The sequence below is a fragment of the Microbacterium meiriae genome (assembly GCF_032364335.1).
Taxonomy (GTDB): Bacteria; Actinomycetota; Actinomycetes; order Actinomycetales; family Microbacteriaceae; genus Microbacterium; species Microbacterium meiriae.
In genome coordinates this window covers 1,287,680-1,309,165 of the sequence record NZ_CP133984.1, presented here as the reverse complement: position 1 = coordinate 1,309,165, position 21,486 = coordinate 1,287,680, and the positions used below count along the sequence as shown (strand labels likewise).

General features: G+C 68.8%; 18 protein-coding genes. 4 read left to right on the top strand and 14 right to left on the bottom strand.

From position 1 onward, the window contains the following. Positions 1 to 23: 23 nt before the first annotated feature. Positions 24 to 1,202 (bottom strand): glycosyltransferase family 4 protein, encoded by a 1,179-nt coding sequence (locus RI211_RS06205; RefSeq protein WP_315637135.1) that lies wholly within the window; start codon positions 1,200 to 1,202, stop codon positions 24 to 26. Between the two features lie 57 nt (positions 1,203 to 1,259). On the opposite strand from RI211_RS06205, the gene RI211_RS06200 reads away from it, so the two are divergent. Further along, positions 1,260 to 1,958: a glycosyltransferase family 2 protein gene (locus RI211_RS06200; RefSeq protein ID WP_315637136.1), complete on the top strand. Its 699-nt coding sequence runs from the start codon at positions 1,260 to 1,262 to the stop codon at positions 1,956 to 1,958. A gap of 2 nt (positions 1,959 to 1,960) precedes the next feature. Next, positions 1,961 to 2,314 carry a DUF2304 domain-containing protein gene (locus tag RI211_RS06195; RefSeq protein ID WP_315637138.1) on the top strand — a complete coding sequence of 118 codons (354 nt, stop codon included), beginning with the start codon at positions 1,961 to 1,963 and terminating at the stop codon, positions 2,312 to 2,314. Here RI211_RS06195 and RI211_RS06190 read toward each other — a convergent pair. The 13 genes from RI211_RS06190 to RI211_RS06130 form a co-directional block, all read right to left on the bottom strand. Further along, a complete protein-coding gene (locus RI211_RS06190; RefSeq protein WP_315637139.1) occupies positions 2,298 to 4,190 on the bottom strand; it encodes a DUF6541 family protein in 1,893 nt (630 codons plus the stop codon). The two genes, RI211_RS06195 and RI211_RS06190, sit on opposite strands and share 17 nt — an antisense overlap. Continuing rightward, positions 4,187 to 4,924, bottom strand: coding sequence for an ABC transporter ATP-binding protein (locus tag RI211_RS06185; RefSeq protein ID WP_315637140.1), 738 nt, complete (start codon positions 4,922 to 4,924; stop codon positions 4,187 to 4,189). Before RI211_RS06185 ends, RI211_RS06190 begins: the two co-directional genes overlap by 4 nt. Continuing rightward, positions 4,921 to 5,850, bottom strand: a complete 930-nt coding sequence (locus RI211_RS06180; RefSeq protein ID WP_315637141.1) for an ABC transporter permease — start codon at positions 5,848 to 5,850, stop codon at positions 4,921 to 4,923. Before RI211_RS06180 ends, RI211_RS06185 begins: the two co-directional genes overlap by 4 nt. Positions 5,851 to 5,961: 111 nt before the next feature. Further along, positions 5,962 to 7,386 (bottom strand): hypothetical protein, encoded by a 1,425-nt coding sequence (locus tag RI211_RS06175; protein ID WP_315637142.1) that lies wholly within the window; start codon positions 7,384 to 7,386, stop codon positions 5,962 to 5,964. A 17-nt stretch (positions 7,387 to 7,403) separates the two neighbouring features. Beyond that, positions 7,404 to 8,102, bottom strand: a complete 699-nt coding sequence (locus RI211_RS06170; protein WP_315637143.1) for an acylneuraminate cytidylyltransferase family protein — start codon at positions 8,100 to 8,102, stop codon at positions 7,404 to 7,406. Further along, entirely contained in the window at positions 8,099 to 9,148 is a 1,050-nt protein-coding gene (locus RI211_RS06165) for a nucleotidyltransferase family protein (RefSeq protein ID WP_315637144.1), read from the bottom strand. Before RI211_RS06165 ends, RI211_RS06170 begins: the two co-directional genes overlap by 4 nt. Beyond that, positions 9,138 to 9,776, bottom strand: coding sequence for a NeuD/PglB/VioB family sugar acetyltransferase (locus tag RI211_RS06160; RefSeq protein ID WP_315637145.1), 639 nt, complete (start codon positions 9,774 to 9,776; stop codon positions 9,138 to 9,140). Before RI211_RS06160 ends, RI211_RS06165 begins: the two co-directional genes overlap by 11 nt. Then, a complete protein-coding gene (neuB, locus tag RI211_RS06155; RefSeq protein ID WP_315637146.1) occupies positions 9,769 to 10,866 on the bottom strand; it encodes an N-acetylneuraminate synthase in 1,098 nt (365 codons plus the stop codon). The genes RI211_RS06160 and neuB overlap by 8 nt, the downstream gene beginning before the upstream one ends. Continuing rightward, positions 10,863 to 12,026, bottom strand: coding sequence for a UDP-N-acetylglucosamine 2-epimerase (gene neuC, locus RI211_RS06150; protein ID WP_315637147.1), 1,164 nt, complete (start codon positions 12,024 to 12,026; stop codon positions 10,863 to 10,865). The genes neuB and neuC overlap by 4 nt, the downstream gene beginning before the upstream one ends. After that, positions 12,023 to 13,180 carry a LegC family aminotransferase gene (locus RI211_RS06145; protein ID WP_315637148.1) on the bottom strand — a complete coding sequence of 386 codons (1,158 nt, stop codon included), beginning with the start codon at positions 13,178 to 13,180 and terminating at the stop codon, positions 12,023 to 12,025. Before RI211_RS06145 ends, neuC begins: the two co-directional genes overlap by 4 nt. Then, positions 13,177 to 14,172 (bottom strand): GDP-mannose 4,6-dehydratase, encoded by a 996-nt coding sequence (locus RI211_RS06140; RefSeq protein ID WP_315637149.1) that lies wholly within the window; start codon positions 14,170 to 14,172, stop codon positions 13,177 to 13,179. The genes RI211_RS06145 and RI211_RS06140 overlap by 4 nt, the downstream gene beginning before the upstream one ends. Positions 14,173 to 14,200: 28 nt before the next feature. Then, positions 14,201 to 17,557: an LGFP repeat-containing protein gene (locus RI211_RS06135; RefSeq protein ID WP_315637150.1), complete on the bottom strand. Its 3,357-nt coding sequence runs from the start codon at positions 17,555 to 17,557 to the stop codon at positions 14,201 to 14,203. A gap of 101 nt (positions 17,558 to 17,658) precedes the next feature. Then, the gene (locus RI211_RS06130) at positions 17,659 to 18,732 is read right to left on the bottom strand and encodes a glycosyltransferase (protein WP_315637151.1); all 1,074 of its coding nucleotides are present in this window, start codon (positions 18,730 to 18,732) and stop codon (positions 17,659 to 17,661) included. 122 nt (positions 18,733 to 18,854) lie between these two features. Here RI211_RS06130 and RI211_RS06125 point away from each other — a divergent pair, with 122 nt between their 5' ends. Continuing rightward, a complete protein-coding gene (locus RI211_RS06125) occupies positions 18,855 to 20,618 on the top strand; it encodes a DUF4012 domain-containing protein (protein ID WP_315637152.1) in 1,764 nt (587 codons plus the stop codon). 142 nt (positions 20,619 to 20,760) lie between these two features. Beyond that, entirely contained in the window at positions 20,761 to 21,327 is a 567-nt protein-coding gene (locus RI211_RS06120) for a hypothetical protein (protein ID WP_315637153.1), read from the top strand. Positions 21,328 to 21,486 lie beyond the last annotated feature (159 nt).

Sequence of the window (21,486 nt, the reverse complement as noted above, 5' to 3'; positions counted from 1 at the left end):
GATGAGGCAGCACTGACGAGATTCTACTTGGCGTTGCTCCGCGAACCTCGACGCGCGCCGCGAACGACGTCTGCGGCGCGGGCACCGACGGTGGCGAGCGAGGCGTTGTCGACCGCCCATGCGGCACGACCCGCCCTCGCGCCCTCGGTCTCGCCCGAGGCCCACTCATCGAGCAACCGCCGCATGGCCGCGGCCACCTCCTCCGGGTCGAATCCGACGGCTTCGCCGAGTCCGCCCGCACGCACGACCTCGCCGCCCGTCTCTGCGCCGGTGAAGAGCACCGGGGTCCCGACCGCTGCCGCCGCGTACGTCTTGGTCGGTCGGGCGAAGTCGTAGCCGATGCCGGGGACGATGCTCACCAGCGCGCCGACCGCCCCCCGGATCCAGGAAGCCGAGGTCGCGGGCCCGACCAGTCCCCCGAAGTGCACCCGGCCGGGCACGAGCTGCGCGGCGAGCTCCTTCAGCTCCTCCTCCACCGCTCCCTGACCGAAGAAGCGGAGCTCGATGTCCTCGTCGGGAAGCAGAGCGAGCGCACGGATGAAGACGTCAGGCTGCTGCCACTCCGACATCGTGCCGGTGTAGACGAAGTAGGGCCGCTCCGCCTCGTGCGGCACGACGTCCGGACGGAACACCGTGGTGTCGATCCCGTTGCCGACCGTCACGACGCGCTCCGGTCGCCCGCCGATCGCGGCGAGCCGCTCGGCGACCTCGTCCGAGACGGCCAGCGAGCGCGTCGCGCGGCGCAGGACGAAGCGCTCGACGAACCGCATGACCGCCACCACCGGACCGGGGGCGTCCATCGACGCGACCGCATCCGTCCACACGTCGCCGGGATAGTAGACCAGCGGGCGACGGGTGAGGAAGGCGGCGATCGCCGCCGCGAACCCGGTGGTCGGCGGCGCCTCGGCGACCACCACGTCGCTGCGGCGGACGAGCAGCCGGAAGAAGAGGGGGACGTCGAAGGACAGGTACGGGACGTACCCGCGGATGGCCCCGCTGCGGTCTCGCAGCACCGGCGCACGACGCACGACCACCCCGGGCGCGTCGGCGACGACGGTGTCGCGCGGGGGCTTCGTGCTCAGCACGGTGACATCGGAATCGGCGGCCAGGGCATGGGCGAGCGCCTCCATCCGGAAGCTGGCGGCGGTCACCTCCGGCGTGTACAGCCGTGTCGCGATGACGGCGCGTCGTCTCCTCGACATCCTGCCCCTGCTGCTCGGTGGACCGGCGCCCGAATCGACACCTGACACAATAGAACCATGTCCTCGAGCGTCCCCGCGCCTTCCCCCGCCGATCCCCGCGCCTGGGTCGTCATCCCCCTCTACAACGAAGCGACCGTCATCGGCGGCGTGATCGAGAGTCTCAAGCCTCACTTCGCCCACATCGTCTGCGTCGACGACGGCTCCAGCGACGGCTCGGCGGCGGAGGCTGCCGCGGCAGGGGCTCACCTCGTGCAGCACCCGGTCAATCTCGGCCAGGGGGCGGCTCTCCAGACGGGCATCGACTTCGCCCTGGCGCACCCCGAGTGCGACTACATCGTGACCTTCGACGCTGACGGCCAGCATCGCGTGGAGGACGCGCTCGGCATGCTCCAGCTCGCCAGGGACGAGGATGTCGCCATCGTGTTCGGCTCCCGGTTCCTCGACGACCGGACGAATCCCGGATGGATGAAGAAGGTCATCCTGAAGACCGCCGTGTGGGTCACGAACCTCACCACGAGTCTGAAGCTGACGGACGCGCACAACGGATTGCGCGTGATCCGCCGGGACGCGGCCCAAGGCATCGAGCTCAAGCAGGACCGCATGGCGCACGCCACCGAGATCGTGCTCGAGCTGGGGCGGACCCGTCTGCCCTGGAAGGAGTACCCCGTCGAACTCCTCTACACCGACTATTCGAAGGCGAAGGGCCAGAGCGTGCTGAACTCCGTGAACATCCTTGTCGACCTGGTGGTGCGCTGATCATGTGGATCCAGGTCCTTCTCATCGCCGCGATCGTCATCCTCGCGGTCTTCATGATGCGCCGCACCGGCGCCGACAGCCACCTGGCTATCCGGCGGCTCCTCATGGGGCTCTTCGTCGTCGTCGCCGTGTTGTCCGTGCTGTTCCCGCAGTGGCTCAGCTGGCTCGCTCAGCTCGTCGGGGTCGGCCGCGGTACCGACCTCGTCCTGTACGGACTCATCGTGATGTTCCTCGCCTTCGTGTACTCCCAGTACCGGCGGAACATCGCTCTGCAGCGTCAGCTCACCCTGCTCGCTCGTAAGATCTCGCTGCTCGAGGCGGAGGAGCACGAGAGGGACGCTAGTCGCAACCCGTGACCTCGTAGAGCGTTGCATCCCCCACTCGATCCACCTCGGTGAGGATCGACGCCTCATCCAGATCGTGCAGACCGTCGTACGTGGTGTAGTGGTTCTGGAAGAGCACGGTGTCGCCGAAGTCGAGCGCATGCGTCACGCCGAGGTTCTCAATCGCATCGCAGACGGCGGCGTCTCCCTCCACCAGAGTCCGCGCCAGCAGCGCCGCATCCGTGCCGTAGCGGCCGGTCACGTGCGGGAAGACGACGTCATGCCCTGTGTAGGCGAAAAGCAGTCCCGCTCCCGTGAGCGGGTCTCCGATGACCAGCGCGTCCTCCGGAAGCTCTGCCTCCAGGCGCTCGAACAGGGCTGCCTCGTCCGGAGAGAGTCCTTGGGACGCGCCGTCGAAGCGATAGCTGACGTCGCGCATGTAGCGCAGATCGTTGCGCAGGGCGAGCAGGTGAGTGGCCGCGAGGAGAGCGATGACGCCGATGAGGACGATGGCCGTGACGCGTCGTCCCGCACGCCAGAGGGCGTGGAGCCGGTCGACGACGAGCGACATCCCGAGGGCCGCCAACGGAAGTCCCCAGATCGCCAACAGCGCGGCTACCCGGGTGGTGTCGTCGTACCAGATCCCGACGAGGAAGCTGCGCAGGGGCAGCACGGGAAGCCACGCCGAGGCGAGGTAGAGCACGGCGCTGACGAGATAGGAGACGAGCACCCACCACAGGCGTTCTCTGGCGGCACGCCAGACCCCGAGAAGGACCAGGATGCCGAGGAGAAGCCCGGTGCTACGGCCCACGGGGCTGAGGAAGAGGACTTCCCCTGAGGCTTGCGCGATCGTCTGGGTCGGCAGCCACTCGTGAGTGGTGACGTTCGCCTTGCTCCAGAGAGCCACGAAGGCCACGGATCCCACGGCGACGCTCAGGCCGACGACCACGCGGGTCGCCGCTCCCCCGCGGCGAGCGGCCTCCCACGCGCGCCAGAGGACGAACGGAAGCAGAAGCACCAGAGCGCCGAGGAGGGCAGACGGATGCCCGAGCCCTGTTCCTGCCGCCACGGCAAGCGCCACCAGGAGGCGCAGGGTGCGTCCCGGCCAGGGAATCGCCGGCGCGAACGCGAGGAGCACCGCCGCGATCAGGATCGGGATCAGGGCCGTGCCGATCAGGTTCGGATAGAGGACTCCCCAGTTCAGGAATCCCAGAGGGAAGACGCTGAACGCGAAACCCACCAGCGGTGCCCAGATCGCTGCGGCGGGCCACGAGGGGAAGACGACTCGGGTGACGGTGGCCAGCGCGACCGGCCAGACGAGAGCGATGACCGCGATGGTCACGACGTTCGTCGCGGGGACCACACCACCGGCGACCGGCAGGACCAGACTCGTGAGGGCGTGCCACAGAGTCGGGTAGAACGACGTGCTGTGGCCGGGAAGCACCATCGTCATGTGCAGGGGCGACGCGTCGCCCGTCGCCGCCACGAACTCGACGGCATTCAGGTGGAACAGACCATCGTAGAGCTGCGAGGGGTCGTTCGGGCTTCCGATGCCGACGACGAGGATGACCACCCATCCGGCGAAGGCCGCTGCGATCGCGAGCCACACGGCGCCGCCCGTCCGGCCGGCCGGGACTGTCGCTGATCGGCGACCCAGGAGACGCAATGTCGCGGCCACCGCCCAGACCACGGCGCTGACGATCCCGACCGGAAGGAGACCCCACCGCATCCCGAGAACCGGAGCGACGAGCGACGACGCGGCCACGATGCCCAGCGACACGCCGATCGACATGCCGAGGCGGACGACGGCAGAGACGCCGCGGAGCAAGAGGCCGACGGGAAGGCCGGGGATCACGAGCAGAGCAAGTGCCGTGACCAGCACCGGCGTCTGTGCGAGCCAGGCGTTCACGCGTCCACCAGGGCGATGGCGCCTTCGATGTCTCCGTCGTAGACAACCTGGCCCTTGCTGATGACGACACCGCGGGTGCAGAGTTCCCGCACCATCTCCATGTCGTGGCTGACCACCACCAGCGTCTTCCCGGCGGCGATGAGCTCCTCGAACTTCAGGCGGCACTTCTCACGGAAGGGCGCGTCTCCGACGGACAGGATCTCGTCGACGAGCAACACATCCAGTTCCACATGGATCGCGACGGAGAAGGCCAGGCGCATGAACATGCCCGACGAGTAGTGCTTCACCTCCTGGTCGATGAACTGCTCGATCTCGCTGAAGGCGACGATCTCGTCGTATCTCGCCTCGATCTCGTGCTTCTTCATCCCGAGGATCGCGGCATTGAGGAACACGTTCTCCCGCCCCGAGAGCTCCGGGTGGAAGCCGGCGCCGACCTCGATGAGGCCCGCGACCCGCCCCCGGGTGAGGACCTCGCCCTCATCCGGCTCCATGACCCCGGAGATGAGCTTGAGAAGTGTCGACTTCCCCGAGCCGTTGAAACCGAGGATGGCCACCGACTGGCCCTCGTCGATCACGAGATCGACGCCCTTGAGGGCCTCGAATGCGCTCGTGAGTTTGCGACGCTTGATCCAGGACACCACCGTGTCCTTCAGCGAGAACGCGTGGTTGAGCGTGAACCGCTTCCGAGCTCCGTCGACGATGATGCTCGGGCGATGCGTGGTCTGCATTGTCATAGATCCTGGGCGAACCTTCCCTCGAGCCGACGGAAGACCGCCTGGCCGATCAGAAGCGTTGCGGCGGCGATGAGGAACGCGAAGAGCGTGTTCCACGCCAGGCCGGGGGGCAGCGATGCCATCGTCTCCCCCGTCGCCGTCACGACGCCTTCCGTCACGGGCCGCCAGAACGCGTAGTGGAACAGCTCCACCGCCTGGGTGATGGGGTTCAGAAGATAGATCTCGACGACCCACTGCGGCCACCCCAGCGTGTTCACCACCGCGTCCTGCACCTGCGTCCAGCTGTAGAGGACCGGGGATGCCCAGGTCGCGAGGAGGAGGAAGAGCTCGACGATGTTCTCGGCGTCGCGGTACCGGACGTTGAGCGCCCCGAAGAGCAGGCCGAGACCGAGGCTGAAGACCATCACGATCACCACGGCCGCGACCATCGCGAGGAGACCCAGGACCGAGATCTGAGTCAGCCATCCGAGGAACAGGCACACCACCAGCAGGAGAGCCATCTGCGGCAGGAAATGGACGAGCGCCACGATCGTCGCCGAGACGGCGAAGAGCTGTCTCGGCAGGAAGACCTTCCGCACCAGCGGGGCATTCCCCACGATCGATGTCGTCGCGTTCTTGAACGCCTCGGAGAACAGGTTGATGACGATGATGCCGGAGAACAGGTACACCGCGTAGTTGGGGATGCCACGGTCGAGACTGAGGAAGAGACCGAGAACGACCCAGAAGACGAGGAACTGCGCCCCTGGCCGGACATATGACCACGTCCATCCGAGGACGGAGTTGCGGTACCGCGTGGTCACGCCGGTACGGACGAGCAGGCGCAGAAGATACCGCCAGCGCACCACGTCGATCAGGCCCCGGCTCTTTCCAGGCGTGTCGAACTGGTTGCGCGGGACGGCGGCGAAGAGATCTCGGGTAACGGTCACAGGCCCACTCATTCAGGACGCGGCGACGGATACCGCCGCGGAACGAAGCAATTCTAGGTCAGGCACGCTGGAAGCCCCCTCCAGCCACGCGCACGCGGAGGCCGTCGGAGCTCACGTCGCCGCCCGATCCGAGAGCCAGCGCCGGTAGGTCTCCACAGCCCCCGGCGCCCAGATGTCCGGGTCCGCTTCCCCGACGCGGGCTTCGCCATCCGTCAGGCCTCGCAGGCGTTCCGTGACCTCCTCCACTCCGCGGATCCGCTCCCCGAAAGCGTCACCGATGACGGTCTCCGCGAACGCGCTGTCGCGAGGGATCACGAGGCAGCCGAAGGCACGCGCCTCGAAAAGCACGGTGCTCGCCTCGCCGACCACCACCGCGGTCGTCTTCAGGGACTCGTACACGTCCGGAGTCACATCGATCTCGATCCGGGGATTCGCCGCGATATTCGGGTAACGCTCTTCGATGTCGCTGCGCTCTCCGGGATGCGGGCGGAAAGCCACCGCCCACTCGCCGCCCACGGACGCGTGCAGTGTCGTCACGAAGGCGTCGGTCGCGGCCGGGTCGCTGCGCGATGACACCACGAGGACCCGCTTCGGCCGCCGTTCCGGGGCCGAAGCGGTCAACCGTTCGAGATGGGGCTTGCCCACCGCCGTCACCACTCCGGGGTGGCGGACCGAGCGGGACCAGTAGTCGCCGAAGGTCAGCAGCTCGTCCGGGACCGCGCGAGCCAGAGTGGGATGGGCGAAGACCCGACCGAAGTTGTAGGCGGCGTGGGACGGCCCGATCCAACCGTGCTGCGGTTCCACGACATACGCACCCGCGTCCTTCATCAGCCCGACCGACTCGCCGTTGTAGGTGTAGGAGCCGTTGTCGTAGAAGACGACGCGAGGACGCACCCGGTCCAGCATGCGCTCGAGCTCGGCGAGCTGGAACGGACGGAGCCGTGCATCACGCATGGCGCGTGCCCCGATGGCTGCGAAGGCGTCCGCAGGTTGCCTCAGTCGCTGCGCGAAGTCCGAGAGCAGGGTCATCGCACTGGTGACGGTGGAGGGCGGGACCGGATTGCCCCGCTCGCGCCACCGGGAGCGCGCCACGGAACCCTCCATGCTCAGGGTCGGCCGGAACGAGGGCGGTCCGAGCGGAGAGGGAAGCGGACGGAGCTGAACGACGACGGCTCCGGGAGTGGCTTCGGCGAAGTCATCCACGAGCCAGTTGCGCGCTCGATTCCCCTCCGCAGCGAGCGTGGCCCCAGACACGTAGAAGAGGACGTCATGCGGCCGTGCACGACGCACGGCGTCCCAACGGCTCGGCACGTACCCTCGGAGAACACGCCGGGCTTCGGCACCGCGTGTCCAGGTGGATGTGGAGGTCACGGCGACGCTGCCAGTGTCCTGCTCGGCGAGTGCCCAGGCGATCTGCACTCGCACCTGCGCCCAGAAGGGCACCGTCGATCCCGGCAACACCTCGAGCAGACTGTCCGGCATCCCGTCCTCGAGCTCGAGCAGCGCGCGCACCGCCGGGGATGTGCGCGCATCCATGTCGCGGGCGTCCTGGCTCACAGGTCGCCCCGCTGCCCCATGAGCCATTCCACGATCCGGAAGTCGAACTCGCTGTCGACGTCGATCGAACGCTCGGCCGGCATCTCGAAGAGGATCGTCGAGGGGAAGAAGACGACCTGATCGTCCAGGAGGGACGACCGGCGCCACACGTAGATGGAGCCGTTCATATCGAAACAGCGGGGCGCGTCCTGGCGACGCAGCACCGCGTCGTCCGGGGTCTTGCTCACGGCGACGGTGCCGTCCGGCTGTTCCTCGACGAGATTGAAGTACGGATTGCGGCGCGCTTCGGCACCGGTGATGAGCGACTCCGGCTCCGCCCTCTCGAACAGCGCGACCGCGTCGCGGATGTCGTCGATCGTCCGCAGGGGACTTGTGGCGTCGAGGTCGACGCAGACGTCGTATCGAACCCCCGTGCGCTCCTCTGTGGTGCGCACGGCGTGCGCGATCGCCGGGACCTTCCCCGCGGTGTCCGTCGCCATCTCCGCAGGGCGGCGGACCACGCCCGTCGCACCGAAGGCCGGCGCCTGGGAGAGGATCTCCTCCGAATCGCTGGAGACGACGATCTCGTCGAAGAGACCGGTCGCCACCGCCTGTGCGACCGAGTGCCCGAAGAGAGGTCGACCCGCGACGACACGCAGGTTCTTCCCCGGGACGCCCTTCGATCCTGCTCGCACTGTGATCGTGCAGATCCTCATCGGCCGTTCCGTTCCCACGCCTGCCTGGCGCGCTCGAGGTCTTCGGGACGTCCGACGTCGATCCACTCCTCGTGGATCTCGAACGCCCCGACCCGCTGGCCGCCGTCCATCAGGCGCGCCAACAGGGTGGGCATGTCGCAGTACTCGTCCTCTCCCAGCGCATCCAGGGCGTCCGGCTCCAGGACGTAGATCCCCGCACTCACCAGCTCGCTGTGATACGGCTTCTCCGCCAGTTCGACGACACTGTCGCCGTCGCGCCGGATCACGCCGTAGGGGATCTCGAAGCCGTACTCGCGTGCCCCGATAGTCGCGGCGGCACCGAGGGAACGATGGAAGGCGAGCATACGCCGAAGATCGACCTGCGTGAGCAGATCGGAGTTCATCACCACGAACGGGGTCTGCATGTGGCCCCGCAGCTGCGCCAGCGCTCCGGCGGTACCGAGCGGAGCGGGTTCGTGGAGGAAACTGATCTCAAGGCCGTGCGCCGTCCCGTCGCCGAGGTGCTCCTCGATGAGATGACCGAGGTGATTGACCGACACGTGGATGCGTCGGAACCCCTGGTCGCGCAGCCGCTCCAGGATGATGTCGATCATCGGTGTCTCGCCGAGCGGCACGAGGGGCTTGGGGATGTCCTTGGTGAGCGGATACAACCGCTGCCCCCGCCCGCCCGCCATCAGGACGGCGGGGATGTCGAGTGGCGTCCCGATCCGCTCGTGCTCGCCGATGATGTCGATCATGTGTCCCCGCGGGTCCACCACAGCGATCACACGGATGCCTCGTTGCGCCTTGAGGGCATCGATGTCGTCCTGCGTCGCGTCCGGGCCGACCGTCGCCGGCTTCCGGTTCATGACCGTCGCCACGGCGTCGTCCAGCCCGGAACCCGCGATGAGACCGCGGCGGACGTCCCCATCGCTCAACGCACCGATCAGTCGGCCCCCGTCGTCCTCCACGAAGACCACTTGCAACGCCCCTCGGTCGATCCGCTCCAGAGCCGTCCGGATACTGGCGTCGGGTGAGACGACGAGCATGTGTCGATCAACCGTCACGGGGCACCCTCCTGTCGGTGATGGGTCGTGCCGGGACACCGACGACCATCGTTCCTGCAGGGACGTCGCGGACCACCACCGCTCCCGCCCCCACCACACATCCCGACCCTACCGTGACGCCCTCGATGACCCGCGAGCCGAGCCCGATGTGGGCGGCGTCGCCGATCCGCACGCCGCCGGCGAGCACGGCTCCCGGCGCGATGTGGCTGCCATCCCCCACCACGGAGTCGTGCTCGACGACCGCTCCCGAGTTCACGAGCGCCCCGGCGCCGATGACCGCTCCGGTGTTGACGATGGCCCCGGCGAAGATCTGCGCGCCCGCCGCCACGGTGGCTCCGGCGTCCACCATGGCACGCGGGTGGATGACGTCGGCGACCATGAAGCCGAGCGACACCGCCAGCGCGTGCAGACGGGCACGCGCGACCACCGGACCGAGACCGTTGAGTACCGCCACGTCGTCCGGGTCGAAGGACGCCAGCAGACTGTCGTCGCCGAGGTAGGGCACGCCGAGCGGGTGCATCGGAGGGGACGGAGCGAGTGCTCCTCTCACGACGGCATCCGCGCCGCGCAGCGCGGCGAGGACGGACCGGGCGTGCCCGCCAGCCCCGAGCAGCAGGAGATCACGCATCGATGAGATCACCACGCGTGTAGGACCGCGTCGCCGTCGTCCCGACGACCTCCCAGAAATCGAAGGAGGTTCGACCGGATGCCGGACGGAAGCAGGCGATGTCGTCTTCGCCGATCACCTCGCCGGCCGCGAGGTCCCGCACCGCCACGAGGCTGCGTCGGACGACCGCCCGGTTGCCCTCCTCCACCGGCTGGCACCGCTTCTCGGCGGATCCGAGCATGACGGGCACACGGCGCACATCCGCGACGTAGTCGCGAAGACCGGCGGGATCCAGGGAGGCCGCGTGGTCGGGTCCCTCGGCGGTGACGTCGAAGGTGAAGTGCTTCTCGAGCACGGTCGCGCCCATGCCGACGGCGAGCACCGAGGCGAGAGACCCCAGCGAGTGATCCGAGTAGCCCACTCGATGTCCGAATTCCGCGGCGATCGTCTGCATCGCCCGCAGGTTGAGGTGAGAGTCGGCCGCGGGATACTCGGTCGTGCAGTGCAAGATCGTGACGTGTGCCGCGAAGTCCCGGACCTCGTTCCGACGCCGCCAGGCGTCCTCGAGGACATCGGGCGTCAGCCGTGCGGCCCGATCCAGCATGCCATCGTGCTGCTGGAGCCCGGCGGCGAGGAAGCGCAGCGCGCGCATGATCTCCTCGAGGTCGGCCATTCCCGTGGAGAGGATGACCGGCAAGCCGGTGCGCCCGGCCGCCACGAGCAGCGGAGCGAAGGTGAGGTCGCCGGAGGCGATCTTGACGAGTGGGATCCGCAGCTCGTCCACGAGGAAATCCAGTCCCCGCAGGTCGAAGGCGGTGGAGAGGAACTGAATGCCGCGCTCCTCGCAGCGATTCCGCAGACGTCGGAATTCGTCGTGCGTCAGCTCGAGCCTCCGCAGCAGATCATGTTGCGATCGATGGTCCTCGTCGGAGGTGCGCTGATAGTCGGCCAGCTCGGCCGACTCGAGCGCGAGGTCGTCGGCGGAGAACGTCTGGAACTTCACCGCATCGGCGCCGGCCGACGCAGCGAGGTCGACGAGCTCCTCTGCCGTCTCGATCGAACCATTGTGGTTCACCCCGGCCTCGGCGATCACGAACACGGGTGCGGTCATGAGATGGACTCCTTCGAGAGGTCGTGGAAGGTCTTTCGCGGCGGACGCGGGAGTGCGCTCTGACGCAGCACCGTCGCCGCACGCTGTGCGAAACCGGGACGGCCGAAGATCGCCGCTTCCGGAGCTCCGGAGCGGCCCTCCAGGGCGGCGTGGAGCGCCGCAGCGATGGCCTCCCTCCGCGGCTCCGGCGTGGCGATGCTCGGGGACAACGGGCGTCCCTTCTGCCGATCGCCGACCAAGACCGAGGGGATCCCGAGGACCGGGGCCTCGAGCACCGTGCTGGAGGAGTTCCCTGCGACCACCGCGGCAGCCGCCATGGCGCTGAGGTAACCACGCTGACCGAACGATTCGACGAAGTCCACGCGGTCGCCGTTCTCGGCGACGAACGTGTCGATACGTGCACGCACGTCGGCCGTTCCGATGTCGGAGTTCGAGCCCGTGATCACGACGTGCAGTCCGTCCACGGCGAGGAGCCCGGCGAGCAGCTCCTCGACGAGCTGTTCCGGCGGCGCGACGTCCATCACCGCCGGATGGAAGGTGACCAGAGCGGTCGGCTGCGGAAGACGGATGCCGAACTCGCTCTCGACCTCCGGCCGTGGCTGCACATCCATGTCGGCCAGGGTGTCGACGATCGGCGCTCCGAGGAAGTGCACCCGCTCCGGTTCCTCCCCGAGCTGGATGACGCGGCGACGGTGATCCTCCGTCGAGGTGAAGTGCAGGTAGGACATCTTCGTGATGGAGTGCCGGAGCGCCTCGTCCATCGCTCCCTCGGTCACCTCACCGCCGTGGATGTGGGCGATCGGGATCGACAGGATCGTCGCAGCGGTGGCGGCGGCGAACGCCTCCAGCCGGTCGCCGAGAACGACGAGCACATCCGGCGCGAGCGCGCTGAGCGCCTCGGCGAACCGCGGGAGTCCTGCACCGACGTCGGAGGCGACCGCCATGCGGCTGTCGTCTCCCGACCAGAGCGGCACGGAAGCCGCGATCTGGAATCCGTCCTTCTCGATCTCACGCTCGGTTCGCCCGAATTCGTCCCGGAGGTGCGTCCCCGTCACGAGGAGCTGCAGCTCCAGTTCGGGGTCCCGGACGACCTGCCGCAGCAGGCCGCGCAACAACCCATAGTCGGCGCGGGTACCGGTGAGGACGGCGACCTTCCTCATGCGTCGGCCAGGGCCGGGGAGCTGGGGATGCAGACGACGCTCGTGTGCAGAGCCTCCGCCACCGGGAAGCCGCCGTGCGGAAGATCCCGGTACGGGGCCTGGCTCGGAAGCAGGTTCCAGAAGGGACGACACTGCAACCCGGCCGCGTTCGTCGCTTCCAACACCTCGTCGCGGGTTCCGGCCCCGTGACCGAGTCGGATCGCGCAGAGCCAGTAGTTGCTGCTCGTGCCCGGCGGCTCCTCCAGGAAGGTGACGCCATCGAGCGCGGCGAACACCGCACTGTACTGCGCTGCGAGCCGACGTTTGGCGTCGACGAAGGCCGGGAGGCGTTCCAGCTGAGCGACGCCGAGAGCGGCGTTGAGGTTCGGCATCCGGTAGTTGAAGGCGACCTCGTCGTGCTCGAACTCCCACCGGTGCGGCCGCTTCGCGGTCGTGGTGAGGTGCTTCGCACGTCGCGCGAGCTCGTCGTCGTCGGTGAGGATCATCCCGCCGCCGCCCGTGGTGAGGATCTTGTTGCCGTTGAAGCTGAGGATTCCCACTCTGCCGAATGTGCCGGTGTGCTTCTCTCCGACTCGGCTCCCGAGCGATTCCGCCGCGTCCTCCACGACCGGCACGCCGTACTCGTCCGCGAGTGCGACGAGCTCGCCGATGCGCATCGGATGTCCGAGGGTGTGCATCGGCACGATCGCGCCGATGCGGTTGCCGGTGACGGGATTGATCAGCCCCTCCGAACCGGTCCGCGCACTCCGGAGCACGGACGCCACCGCCTCGACCGAGAGGCCGAGAGTGTCCTCGTCGCTGTCGAGGAAGTACGGCTGGCCGCCGGCGTGCATGACGGCGTTGGCCGTGGCGATGAACGACAGCGCCGGGACGAGGACGTCGTCTCCGCGACGGACGCCCGCGAGCTGCAGCGCGACCTGCAGCGCCGAGGTCCCGTTGGACACCGCGATGCCGTGCCCCGCCCCTGTGTACTCGGCGACGGCGTCTTCGAACTCCCCCACGAACCGTCCCACGCTGGACACGTAGGTCGAGTCGAGGCACTCCATCACACGCCGCTTCTCGAGGTCGCTGATGTCGGGGATGTGCAGACCGACGAACTCGTCGTCGCCGACGACCCGTCGCAGCCCGTGGACGATCTCCGCGGCGATGTTCATACGATGTAGGCGTCGGTGCGGTATCGAGCCAGGTTCGCCGGGTCGGTGAACCACTCCGCCGTGACGCGCAGGCCCTCGCGGAACCCGTCCCTGCCCTCGTAGCGCGGAGCCCAGCCGAGGAGCGCCCTCGCCTTCGAGTTGTCCGAGAACAACCGCTCCACCTCGGAGTTCGCCGGGCGCAGGCGTGCCGGGTCCTCCGTGGCCACGGCGTCCACGCCCATGACCTCGGCGATGAGATCGAAGGTCTCACCGATGGACACCTCGAAACCGACACCGAGGTTGAGGACCTCGCCGACGGCCGCAGTGCTGGTGAGCGCCGTGGTGAAGCCCGACACGGTGTCGGGCACGAACGTGAAGTCCCTCGTCGGGGTCAGCGCGCCGAGCTGCACCTCCCGCTTGCCCGCGGCGAGCTGGCTGATGATCGCGGGGATCACCGCACGCGCGGACTGCCGAGGTCCGAAAGTGTTGAACGGACGGATCGTCACCGTCGGCAGACCGAAGGACGCATGGTACGCATTGACCATCTGGTCCGCCGCGATCTTGGATGCCGAGTACGGAGACTGTCCCTGGAGCGGGTGCCCCTCATCCATCGGTACGTACCGAGCGGTGCCGTAGACCTCGCTCGTCGACGTGTGGATGAACCGGCTCACGTCGGCGGCGCGCGCGGCGTTGAGCAGGTTGAGCGTGCCCTGGATGTTCGTCTGGACGTACAGATCCGGCGCTGCGTACGAATACGGGATGGCGATGAGCGCGGCGAGGTGCAGGACGGCATCACGATCCCGCACCGCCGACATCATCAGTGCCGGATCGCGGATATCACCGGGAAGGAACTCGATCTCCGCGGCCACCTCGGGGGTGAGCCCGTCGAGCCATCCGCGCGAGTCGAACGAGTTGTACAGGACGAGTGCCCGCACCTCATGTCCGTCCCTGACGAGCTGCTCCGCCAGGTGCGATCCGATGAATCCGTCAGCTCCTGTGAGCAGTACCTTCATATCACCAGTCTATCGGACCGCCTCCTCCTCACCTGGTGAACGAAAGCGTGCCGTTGGCGAAGGTCTGCGTACAGGTGGTCGCCGTGCAGGTCTCCGGGCCGGTCGGCCATCCGAGGTCTCCGCGGATCCATCCTCGAGCGCTGTAGAGCTTCATCATCGCCGCGGAGGTCGCGAACGTGCCGCGATCCGAGGAATGGATCCATCCGCCCGTGAAGGCCTGCCCGAAGCCGTTGCCGTTGGGGTCCGAGATGACCTGCAGGTGAGACGAGGCGTAGCCGAGCGAACTCTTCGCACCGCCCATGGACGTATAGAGATTCTGGATCGCCGCGTTCCTGTTCGTGAGGAACACGTCGTCCTTCGTTCCCGTGAGGCGGATGGTGCCACCGCCGAAAGCCTGCTGGCAGACGTCCCCCGCGCACGTCTCCGCGCCTGCCGGCCACCCGAGCGCGCCGCGGAGCCAGCCGGCGTCGCTGTAGGCATCCATCACCGCCGTGGACGACGTGTACGTGCCCGCCGCGGACGAGTGGATCCAGCCGCCTGTGAACTTCTGGGCGAAGCCGTTGCCGTTCTTGTCGGTCACGGTCTGGAGCGCAGCGAGCGGATGGCCCATCGGTCCGTCGGCACCACCGGCGGCCTGATACGCCTTCTGGATCGCCGCGTTCTGATTGGTCAGGATCGCGACCGCAGGCGAGCCCGACTCGTAGCGGATCGAGCCGCCCATGAACGGCTGCCCGCACGAGCCGTTCACGCACGTCTCGGGACCGGTCGGCCAGCCCAACGGACCCCGGAGCCAGCCGGCGGCGCTGTATGCCTTCATCACCGTCGCAGAGGACGAGAAGGACCCGTGCGAAGACGAGTGGATCCAGCCGCCGGCGAACTTCTGGGAGAGCCCGTTGCCGTTCTTGTCGGTCACGGCCGTCTCCGCGCCGGTCGGCCATCCGAGTGATCCGCGGAGCCAACCCGCCGCACTGTACGCCGACATGATCGCCGACGAGGAGGCGAACGATCCGGCTGCCGAGGAGTGCACCCAGCCGCCGGCGAACTGCTGGGTGAGCCCGTTGCCGTTCGGGTCCGTGACGGTCTTCTCCTCCGCGACGGGCCACCCGAGCGGCCCGCGCAGCCACCCTGCCGCGCTGTAGCCCGCCATGACGGTCGACGAAGACGAGAACGTCCCCTTCGCCGACGAGTGGATCCATCCCTTGGCGAACTTCTGCGCGTCGCCGTTGCCCTGTGGATCCGTGACGTGCTGCACGAGGGCGGCCGGAGCACCGATCCACCCCGTCGCGCCGCCGATGGCGTCGTGCAGGGTCCGAATCGCCGCGGTGACCTTGGCTCCGTCCGAACCGGCGCTCGGCGCCGTCAGGGCGCCCTTGGCGAAGGTCTGCGAGCACCCGAGATCAGTGCACTTCTCCGCGCCGGTGGGCCATCCGAGGTTGCCGCGGACCCATCCTGCCGCCGAGTACAGCGACATGATCGCCGCTGAGCTGGCGAACGTCCCTCGAGCGCTGGAGTGTATCCACCCCCCTGCGAACTGCTGAGCGAACCCGTTGCCGTTCTTATCGGTCACCGTCTGGACGGACTTCAGCGGGTAGCCGAGGGGACCGTTCACGCCGCCCGTCGCGTCGTACACCGCCTTGATCGCGGAGTTGGTGACGCTCGCCGCGGGGCCGGCCGCCCCGCCCTTCGTGTACTGGAGTGCGCCGCGCTGGAACGGCTGCGTGCAGACGTCTCCCGCACACTTCTCCGGCCCGGTGGGCCAGCCGAACGCGCCACGGACCCAGCCCGCCTTGCTGTAGGCGGTCATGATCGTCGTCGACGAGGCGAACGTGCCCGCGGCGGAGGAATGGACCCACCCACCGTCGAAGCGCTGCGCCGTGCCGTTGCCGTTCGGGTCGACCACGGTCTGAGTGGCCGCCGCGGCGTAGCCGAGGGCGCCCGTCGATCCGCCCTGTGCCGTGTAGACGGCCCGGATGTTGGCGTCTTCGACAGGCGGAACGACGTAGGCGGCCTTCCCGGTGTCGTACCGGATCACGCCGCCGGCGAAGGTCTGCAGGCACCGGCCGGATGCGCAGCTCTCAGCGCTCGTCGGCCACCCGAGAGTTCCGCGCAACCACCCAGCCCCGCTGTAGGCCGTCATGACCGTGGACGACGACGCGAACGTCCCCTTGTCTGAGGAATGGATCCATCCCTTGTTGAACTGCTGGGAGATGCCGTTGCCGTTCCGATCCGTGACCGCCTTGGGGGTCACGGCCGGATAGCCCAGCTTGCCGCCGAGACCGCCCTGGGCGGCATATGCGGTGTAGACGTCGCCGTAGACCGTCAATGCTCCGAGCGCGCGGGTCCAGGTGATGAGCCCCTTGGCATAGTTCCAGGTGCATCGGGTCGTCGAGGCCGTGCAGGAGGGCTTCGAGCCCGCCGTTCCCAAGACACCGCCGGCGCCGCCGAGCTTGGTGTAGAGCTGGTTGATGGCGAACAGGGGGTCCACGGCCTGCGTGGATCCGAACCAGTCCGTGAAGTAGTTGTAGAAGTTTCGGTTGCCGTAGGAGGAGCAGCTGTTGCCGCTGCCGTAGCCCGCCTTGAGCGCCGCCGAATTCGGCTGGTAGGGCGTGTAGTAGTAGAGCGCCGACGTCGCCTTGTTCGCGATCCGGACGGGCGCCGAACCGCACGAGGAGTTCGGGTGCCAGAGGATGTTCCAGGTCCGCCCCGGCGCGTACCACTGGAACCACTTGCCTTCCATGTAGATCTGCATCTGGCGCGCCGCCCCGTAGATCTGATGGAAGAACCCGATGTAGTTCGGATCGCACGGTGCGGTGTCCGGGCAGCCCTGTCCGAGCGCGATCCGGTAGCGCCAGGCGCTGGGCCAGGTGTGAGTCACCAGACCCTGCTCCTTCTGAAGCATGACGATGAGCACCTGGGGGTTGATGTCGCAGGCCTGGGCCACGCGGTAGATGATGCGCGCCGCCGACTCGTTCGCCGCCCCCGAGTACCCGCTGCAGTACTGGTCGCCGGGACGGGTGACGGTGTCCATCCGGAAGTCTTTGAGGCACACGATCGCCTCGTTGTTCTCATCACGCCCGCCGAGACACCGCGAGACCTTGCTGTTGAAGAAAGCCTGGATCTGCGCCTCGGTCATGGTGCCCGAGTTCGTGAAGGTGGCGTCGCTGATGATATTGCCCGGGGTGAACCCGACAAGGGAGGTCTTGGCCAGCCCGGTCGGCGCAGGATCGGCGGCGGCGCGCGCGACGGTCGGGGCGACGGAGGTCGCGGCGGAGGCGGCGGTGGCGGGGACCACCGTGCCGATCACCAGGGCGGAGGCAGCGAGGAAACAGGTGAGAAGGCGGGTGACCTTCGTGGTGTTTCGAGAGCGTGGGGCACGTCGAGACATGTGACCAGTGTGACGGAAGTTGCGGGATGATGCCACTGTTGCCACGGAATCGCGATCAGCTCTCGGCGTGTCGCGCGGATGCGAAGCTGGCGTTCAGGTGCTCAGAGGTCAGCGTGCAGACTCCACACGCGCTCCGCCGCACTCGCCCACGAGAAGGCCCGCGACCGGTCGGAGGCGAGCACGCGCAGGCGCTCCCTTCCGGCGCCCGCCGCGTCCTCGACCGCCTCCGGCAGCTCCTCCTCGGCGACCACCGCTCCCCCGTCGGCGATGACGTCGTGATGACACCCGGACTCCACGGCGACCACGGGGACGCCGAGCGACATCGCCTCCACAGCGCGCCACGGCCACCCGGAGACGGCATCGGTCGACACGAAGACGCGGGCCCCGGCGACGACGGCGGCGCGATCCGGGACCTCGAGCGTCCCCCGGATGTGCGCGCGCCGCTCGGGCAGCCCGGCGGCGGCGGCGATCTCGGCGATTCGCGGTTCCGCCCCCTCGGCCGCCCCGATCACCACGGCGTCGAGGTTCGCCGCGACGGCGCCGCGGAAGCCGGCGGCCAGCGCGTCCTCCGGCCCGGAGAGGACGAGGTAGTCCGCGGGGACACCGAGGTCGTCCCGACGCGAGGCGACGTCCGCGGGACGCAGGAGGTCCTGAGGTGGCGCGCCGGCGATGACGCGGATGCGGTCACCGAGCTTCGCGAGACCGGACAGGCGCTCCGCCATGGAGTGGGACGGAACGACCACGGCATCTGCGTGTTTCACGGCACGTCGGAGCATGCCTCGTTGCCAGGCGACGGCACCGCGCGACAGCTGAGACGGCGCCTCCCAGGCCCGCAGGTCCCACAGCGTGACGGTGGTCTGATCGTTGTCGTGCACCCGGTCGTGGCGGACCAGTGGGGCGAGCAGCGTCGGCGCGTGGATGAGGCCGCCGCCGACGCCAGGGGCGATGCCGAGTTGCCAGGACGCGGCGAGCTCGCGCCGTCCGACCGCGAGCGTGCGCACTTCTCCGATCCCGCGGAGCGGCACCTCTGCCCCCGAGGGGACGATCGCATCGACCGTGCAGTTCGGCGGCGCCGTCTGGACGAGCCCGGCGGCGAGATCTCGCGATGCCGTCGCCTGATCGGGGTCCACGACGTGCACGAGCTGATCCAGAACAACACGCAGTCGAGCACCCATGCGATCAGGCTAGCCGCGGGATGCCGACGACCCCGGGAGCGCATCACCTGTCCGCACCGCTACTCAGCGTTCCCACAGCATCGGGAGCGCGCCCGGCAGCTTCGCCGTGCTTGAATGCCAGGGTGAGCGATGGTCGCCTTCCCGTCCGCCGCCGATGGGTCGGGTGGACCGTCGGCCTCGTCCTCGTGCTCCTCGTCCTCGCACTGGGCTGGGTCACGGTGCGCGGCATCGGCGCGGTCGACAACCTGCAGCAGATCGCGAAGGCGACCAGTCAGCTCAAGCAGTCCATCGCCGACGGAGATCTCGACGGGGCAGCCCCGATCGCCGACCGCATCTCCCGCAACGCGGAGTCGGCCCGGTCGCTGACCGGGGACCCGGTCTGGCAGGCTTTCGGGGTGCTGCCCTGGATCGGGCCCAACTTCCGCGCGGTGAGCGATGTCGCCGAGATCGCCGACGACGTCTCCACGGACGCGCTCGGTCCGCTGCTCGACGTCGCCGCCGACGTCGACATCACGAGCCTCGGCTTCTCGGGCGGGGCGATCGACCTCGCCCCCTTCGCGACCGTCGAGAAGCCACTCGGCACCGCGAGCTCGGCCTTGGCTGCCGCGGAGGAGCGGGCGCGGCGCATCGATGCCGACGCCACCCTCCCCCCTCTTGCCGACGCCGTCCGGGAGATGCGCGGGGCCGTCACCCAGGCCGCGACGGCGGTCGGGGCGCTGCACGGCGCCTCGGTTCTGCTGCCGACCATGCTCGGCGGTGAGGGCCCGCGCACCTACGTGCTCGCGATGCAGAACAACGCCGAGCTGCGGTCGTCGGGCGGCATCATCGGATCGATCGCGCTCCTGCGCGCGGAGAACGGCAAGGTCACGCTGCAGCGGCAGGCGTCGACGCGCGACTTCCCCCCGCTGGACACGGCGCTGCCGCTCAGCGACACCACCGTCGCGCTCTTCGAGGACCGCCCCGGCCGCTATCTGCAGAACATCACCAGCATCCCCGATTTCCGGGAGGCCGGGCAGACCATCGCCGCCCGGTGGGAAGGGCGGTACGGGGGAAAGGTCGACGGGGTGATCGCGGTGGACGCCGTGGTGGCCGCGCACCTCATGCGGGCCACCGGAGACCTGTCCTTCGGGCCGTTCACGGCGACCGCGGAGACCGTGACCGACCTGCTCCTCTCCGAGATCTACGCAGCGATCCCCGATCCCGCGGCTCAGGACGCGATCTTCGCGCAGGCCGCCGGCGGACTGTTCTCGGCTGCTCTGTCCCATGCCGAGCCGCAGGCGCTCGTCCGCGCGCTCGCCGACGCCGCCGGCGAAGGCCGCATCCGGATCTGGAGCGCGCATGAGGCGGAGGAGTCGCTCCTCGCCGCCAGCGCGCTCGGCGGCGCCATGCCGCAGGATGACGAGGACGCCGCGGTGGTCGGCGTCCTGATGAACGACGGCACCGGCGGGAAGATGGACTATTACACCCGCGCGTCCATCGCGACGGCGGTGGGCACCTGCGCAGGGGTGCCGACGACCCAGGTGCGCGTCACGTGGTCGAACACGGCCCCCGCCGACGCCGCCACCTCCCTGCCCCCGTACGTCACCGGCGACGGCGTGTACGGCGTGCCGGCCGGCAGCGTGCGCACTCTGATCGCCGTCTACGGTCCGGAAGGCGCCCTGCCGTCGCACATCGACCGGGACGGCTCGGAAGAGGGCGTGCAGACGACGACCATCGGCGATCGCTCCGTCGTGCAGCACGAGGTGCTCCTCGCCCCCGGCGCCTCCACGACGATCACCGTGGAGTTCCAGGGCGACGGCGCCGGAGCACGCCTCACCGAGGTGGAGCACACCCCGCTGATCGTGGGTCCGAAGCTGACCCGCGACACCCTGCAGTGCGGCTCGTGACAATCGCCGACGGATGAGGTACTGTCATCTCACTGGGGAATAACCGGGGTCCGTGAACCTGCCGTGGGGGCAGAGGATCTCGCGCAGTCGGACGCAGGGGTGTGTCCGGAGGCGATTCCGCGTGAAATTCTGGGGAGAAATCATGCTGAAGAAACTGGCTGCCATCAGCCTTACCGCTGGCGCGCTCATCTTGGCCGCGCCGACCGTCGCCTCTGCGGCACCGAGCGACTCCTACCCCTCGCCTCCGGGCGCGAAGGTGGGCGACGCGATCATCGACACCTGTGAGGTCTCGACCGTCGCCTTCGGCGCCGGGTACTTCGAGCCCTCGGAGACCGTCGGAGTGTCCGTCTCGGGGCAGAACGCCGGCGCCGCCGCCATCTCGGGCAACACCGCCGCATCCGACGGCAGCCTGAGGGTCACGTTCCGCCCGCCCTCCGACGGGCAGGGGGCCTACGCCCTCGACTTCGCCGGTTCTCGGGCATACACCGCCACGGTGACGGTCTCGCACGGGAACGCCGCTGCCGCCAGCTGCGACCACGACCCCGGCACCGTTGCTCCCGCCGGGACCGAGCTGCCGCTCACGGGCGGCACGGAGCTCGCCCTCACCGGCGGATCGGTGTCGCCGTGGATCGTCGGCGGCGCCACAGTCGCTCTGGTCGCCGGTGGTGGCCTCGTCGCCGTCGGAGCCGCGCGCCGCAAGCGCGCCTGAGTCGCGCGCCGCACGCGCGCCTGAGCCAGGTCGCCGCCTTGTGCGGTGGCCGGCTGGACGACGGTGATCCCTCCCCCTCCGATCACCGTCGTCTGGCGAATCCGGTCATGCACCGGACGGCCCACGGGCGATGTTCCCGGGAACATCGCCCGTGGGCTG

Excerpts from the sequence above, each read along its gene's own strand:
- RI211_RS06160 (WP_315637145.1), bottom strand. The coding sequence starts at position 9,776 with ATGCGTGATCTCCTGCTGCTCGGGGCTGGCGGGCACGCCCGGTCCGTC.
- RI211_RS06130 (WP_315637151.1), bottom strand. The coding sequence starts at position 18,732 with ATGGGTGCTCGACTGCGTGTTGTTCTGGATCAGCTCGTGCACGTCGTG.
- RI211_RS06205 (WP_315637135.1), bottom strand. The coding sequence starts at position 1,202 with ATGTCGAGGAGACGACGCGCCGTCATCGCGACACGGCTGTACACGCCG.
- RI211_RS06170 (WP_315637143.1), bottom strand. The coding sequence starts at position 8,102 with ATGAGGATCTGCACGATCACAGTGCGAGCAGGATCGAAGGGCGTCCCG.
- neuB (WP_315637146.1), bottom strand. The coding sequence starts at position 10,866 with ATGACCGCACCCGTGTTCGTGATCGCCGAGGCCGGGGTGAACCACAAT.
- RI211_RS06195 (WP_315637138.1), top strand. The coding sequence starts at position 1,961 with ATGTGGATCCAGGTCCTTCTCATCGCCGCGATCGTCATCCTCGCGGTC.
- RI211_RS06135 (WP_315637150.1), bottom strand. The coding sequence starts at position 17,557 with ATGTCTCGACGTGCCCCACGCTCTCGAAACACCACGAAGGTCACCCGC.
- RI211_RS06120 (WP_315637153.1), top strand. The coding sequence starts at position 20,761 with ATGCTGAAGAAACTGGCTGCCATCAGCCTTACCGCTGGCGCGCTCATC.
- RI211_RS06200 (WP_315637136.1), top strand. The coding sequence starts at position 1,260 with ATGTCCTCGAGCGTCCCCGCGCCTTCCCCCGCCGATCCCCGCGCCTGG.
- RI211_RS06175 (WP_315637142.1), bottom strand. The coding sequence starts at position 7,386 with ATGGATGCGCGCACATCCCCGGCGGTGCGCGCGCTGCTCGAGCTCGAG.
- RI211_RS06145 (WP_315637148.1), bottom strand. The coding sequence starts at position 13,180 with ATGAACATCGCCGCGGAGATCGTCCACGGGCTGCGACGGGTCGTCGGC.
- neuC (WP_315637147.1), bottom strand. The coding sequence starts at position 12,026 with ATGAGGAAGGTCGCCGTCCTCACCGGTACCCGCGCCGACTATGGGTTG.
- RI211_RS06185 (WP_315637140.1), bottom strand. The coding sequence starts at position 4,924 with ATGACAATGCAGACCACGCATCGCCCGAGCATCATCGTCGACGGAGCT.
- RI211_RS06140 (WP_315637149.1), bottom strand. The coding sequence starts at position 14,172 with ATGAAGGTACTGCTCACAGGAGCTGACGGATTCATCGGATCGCACCTG.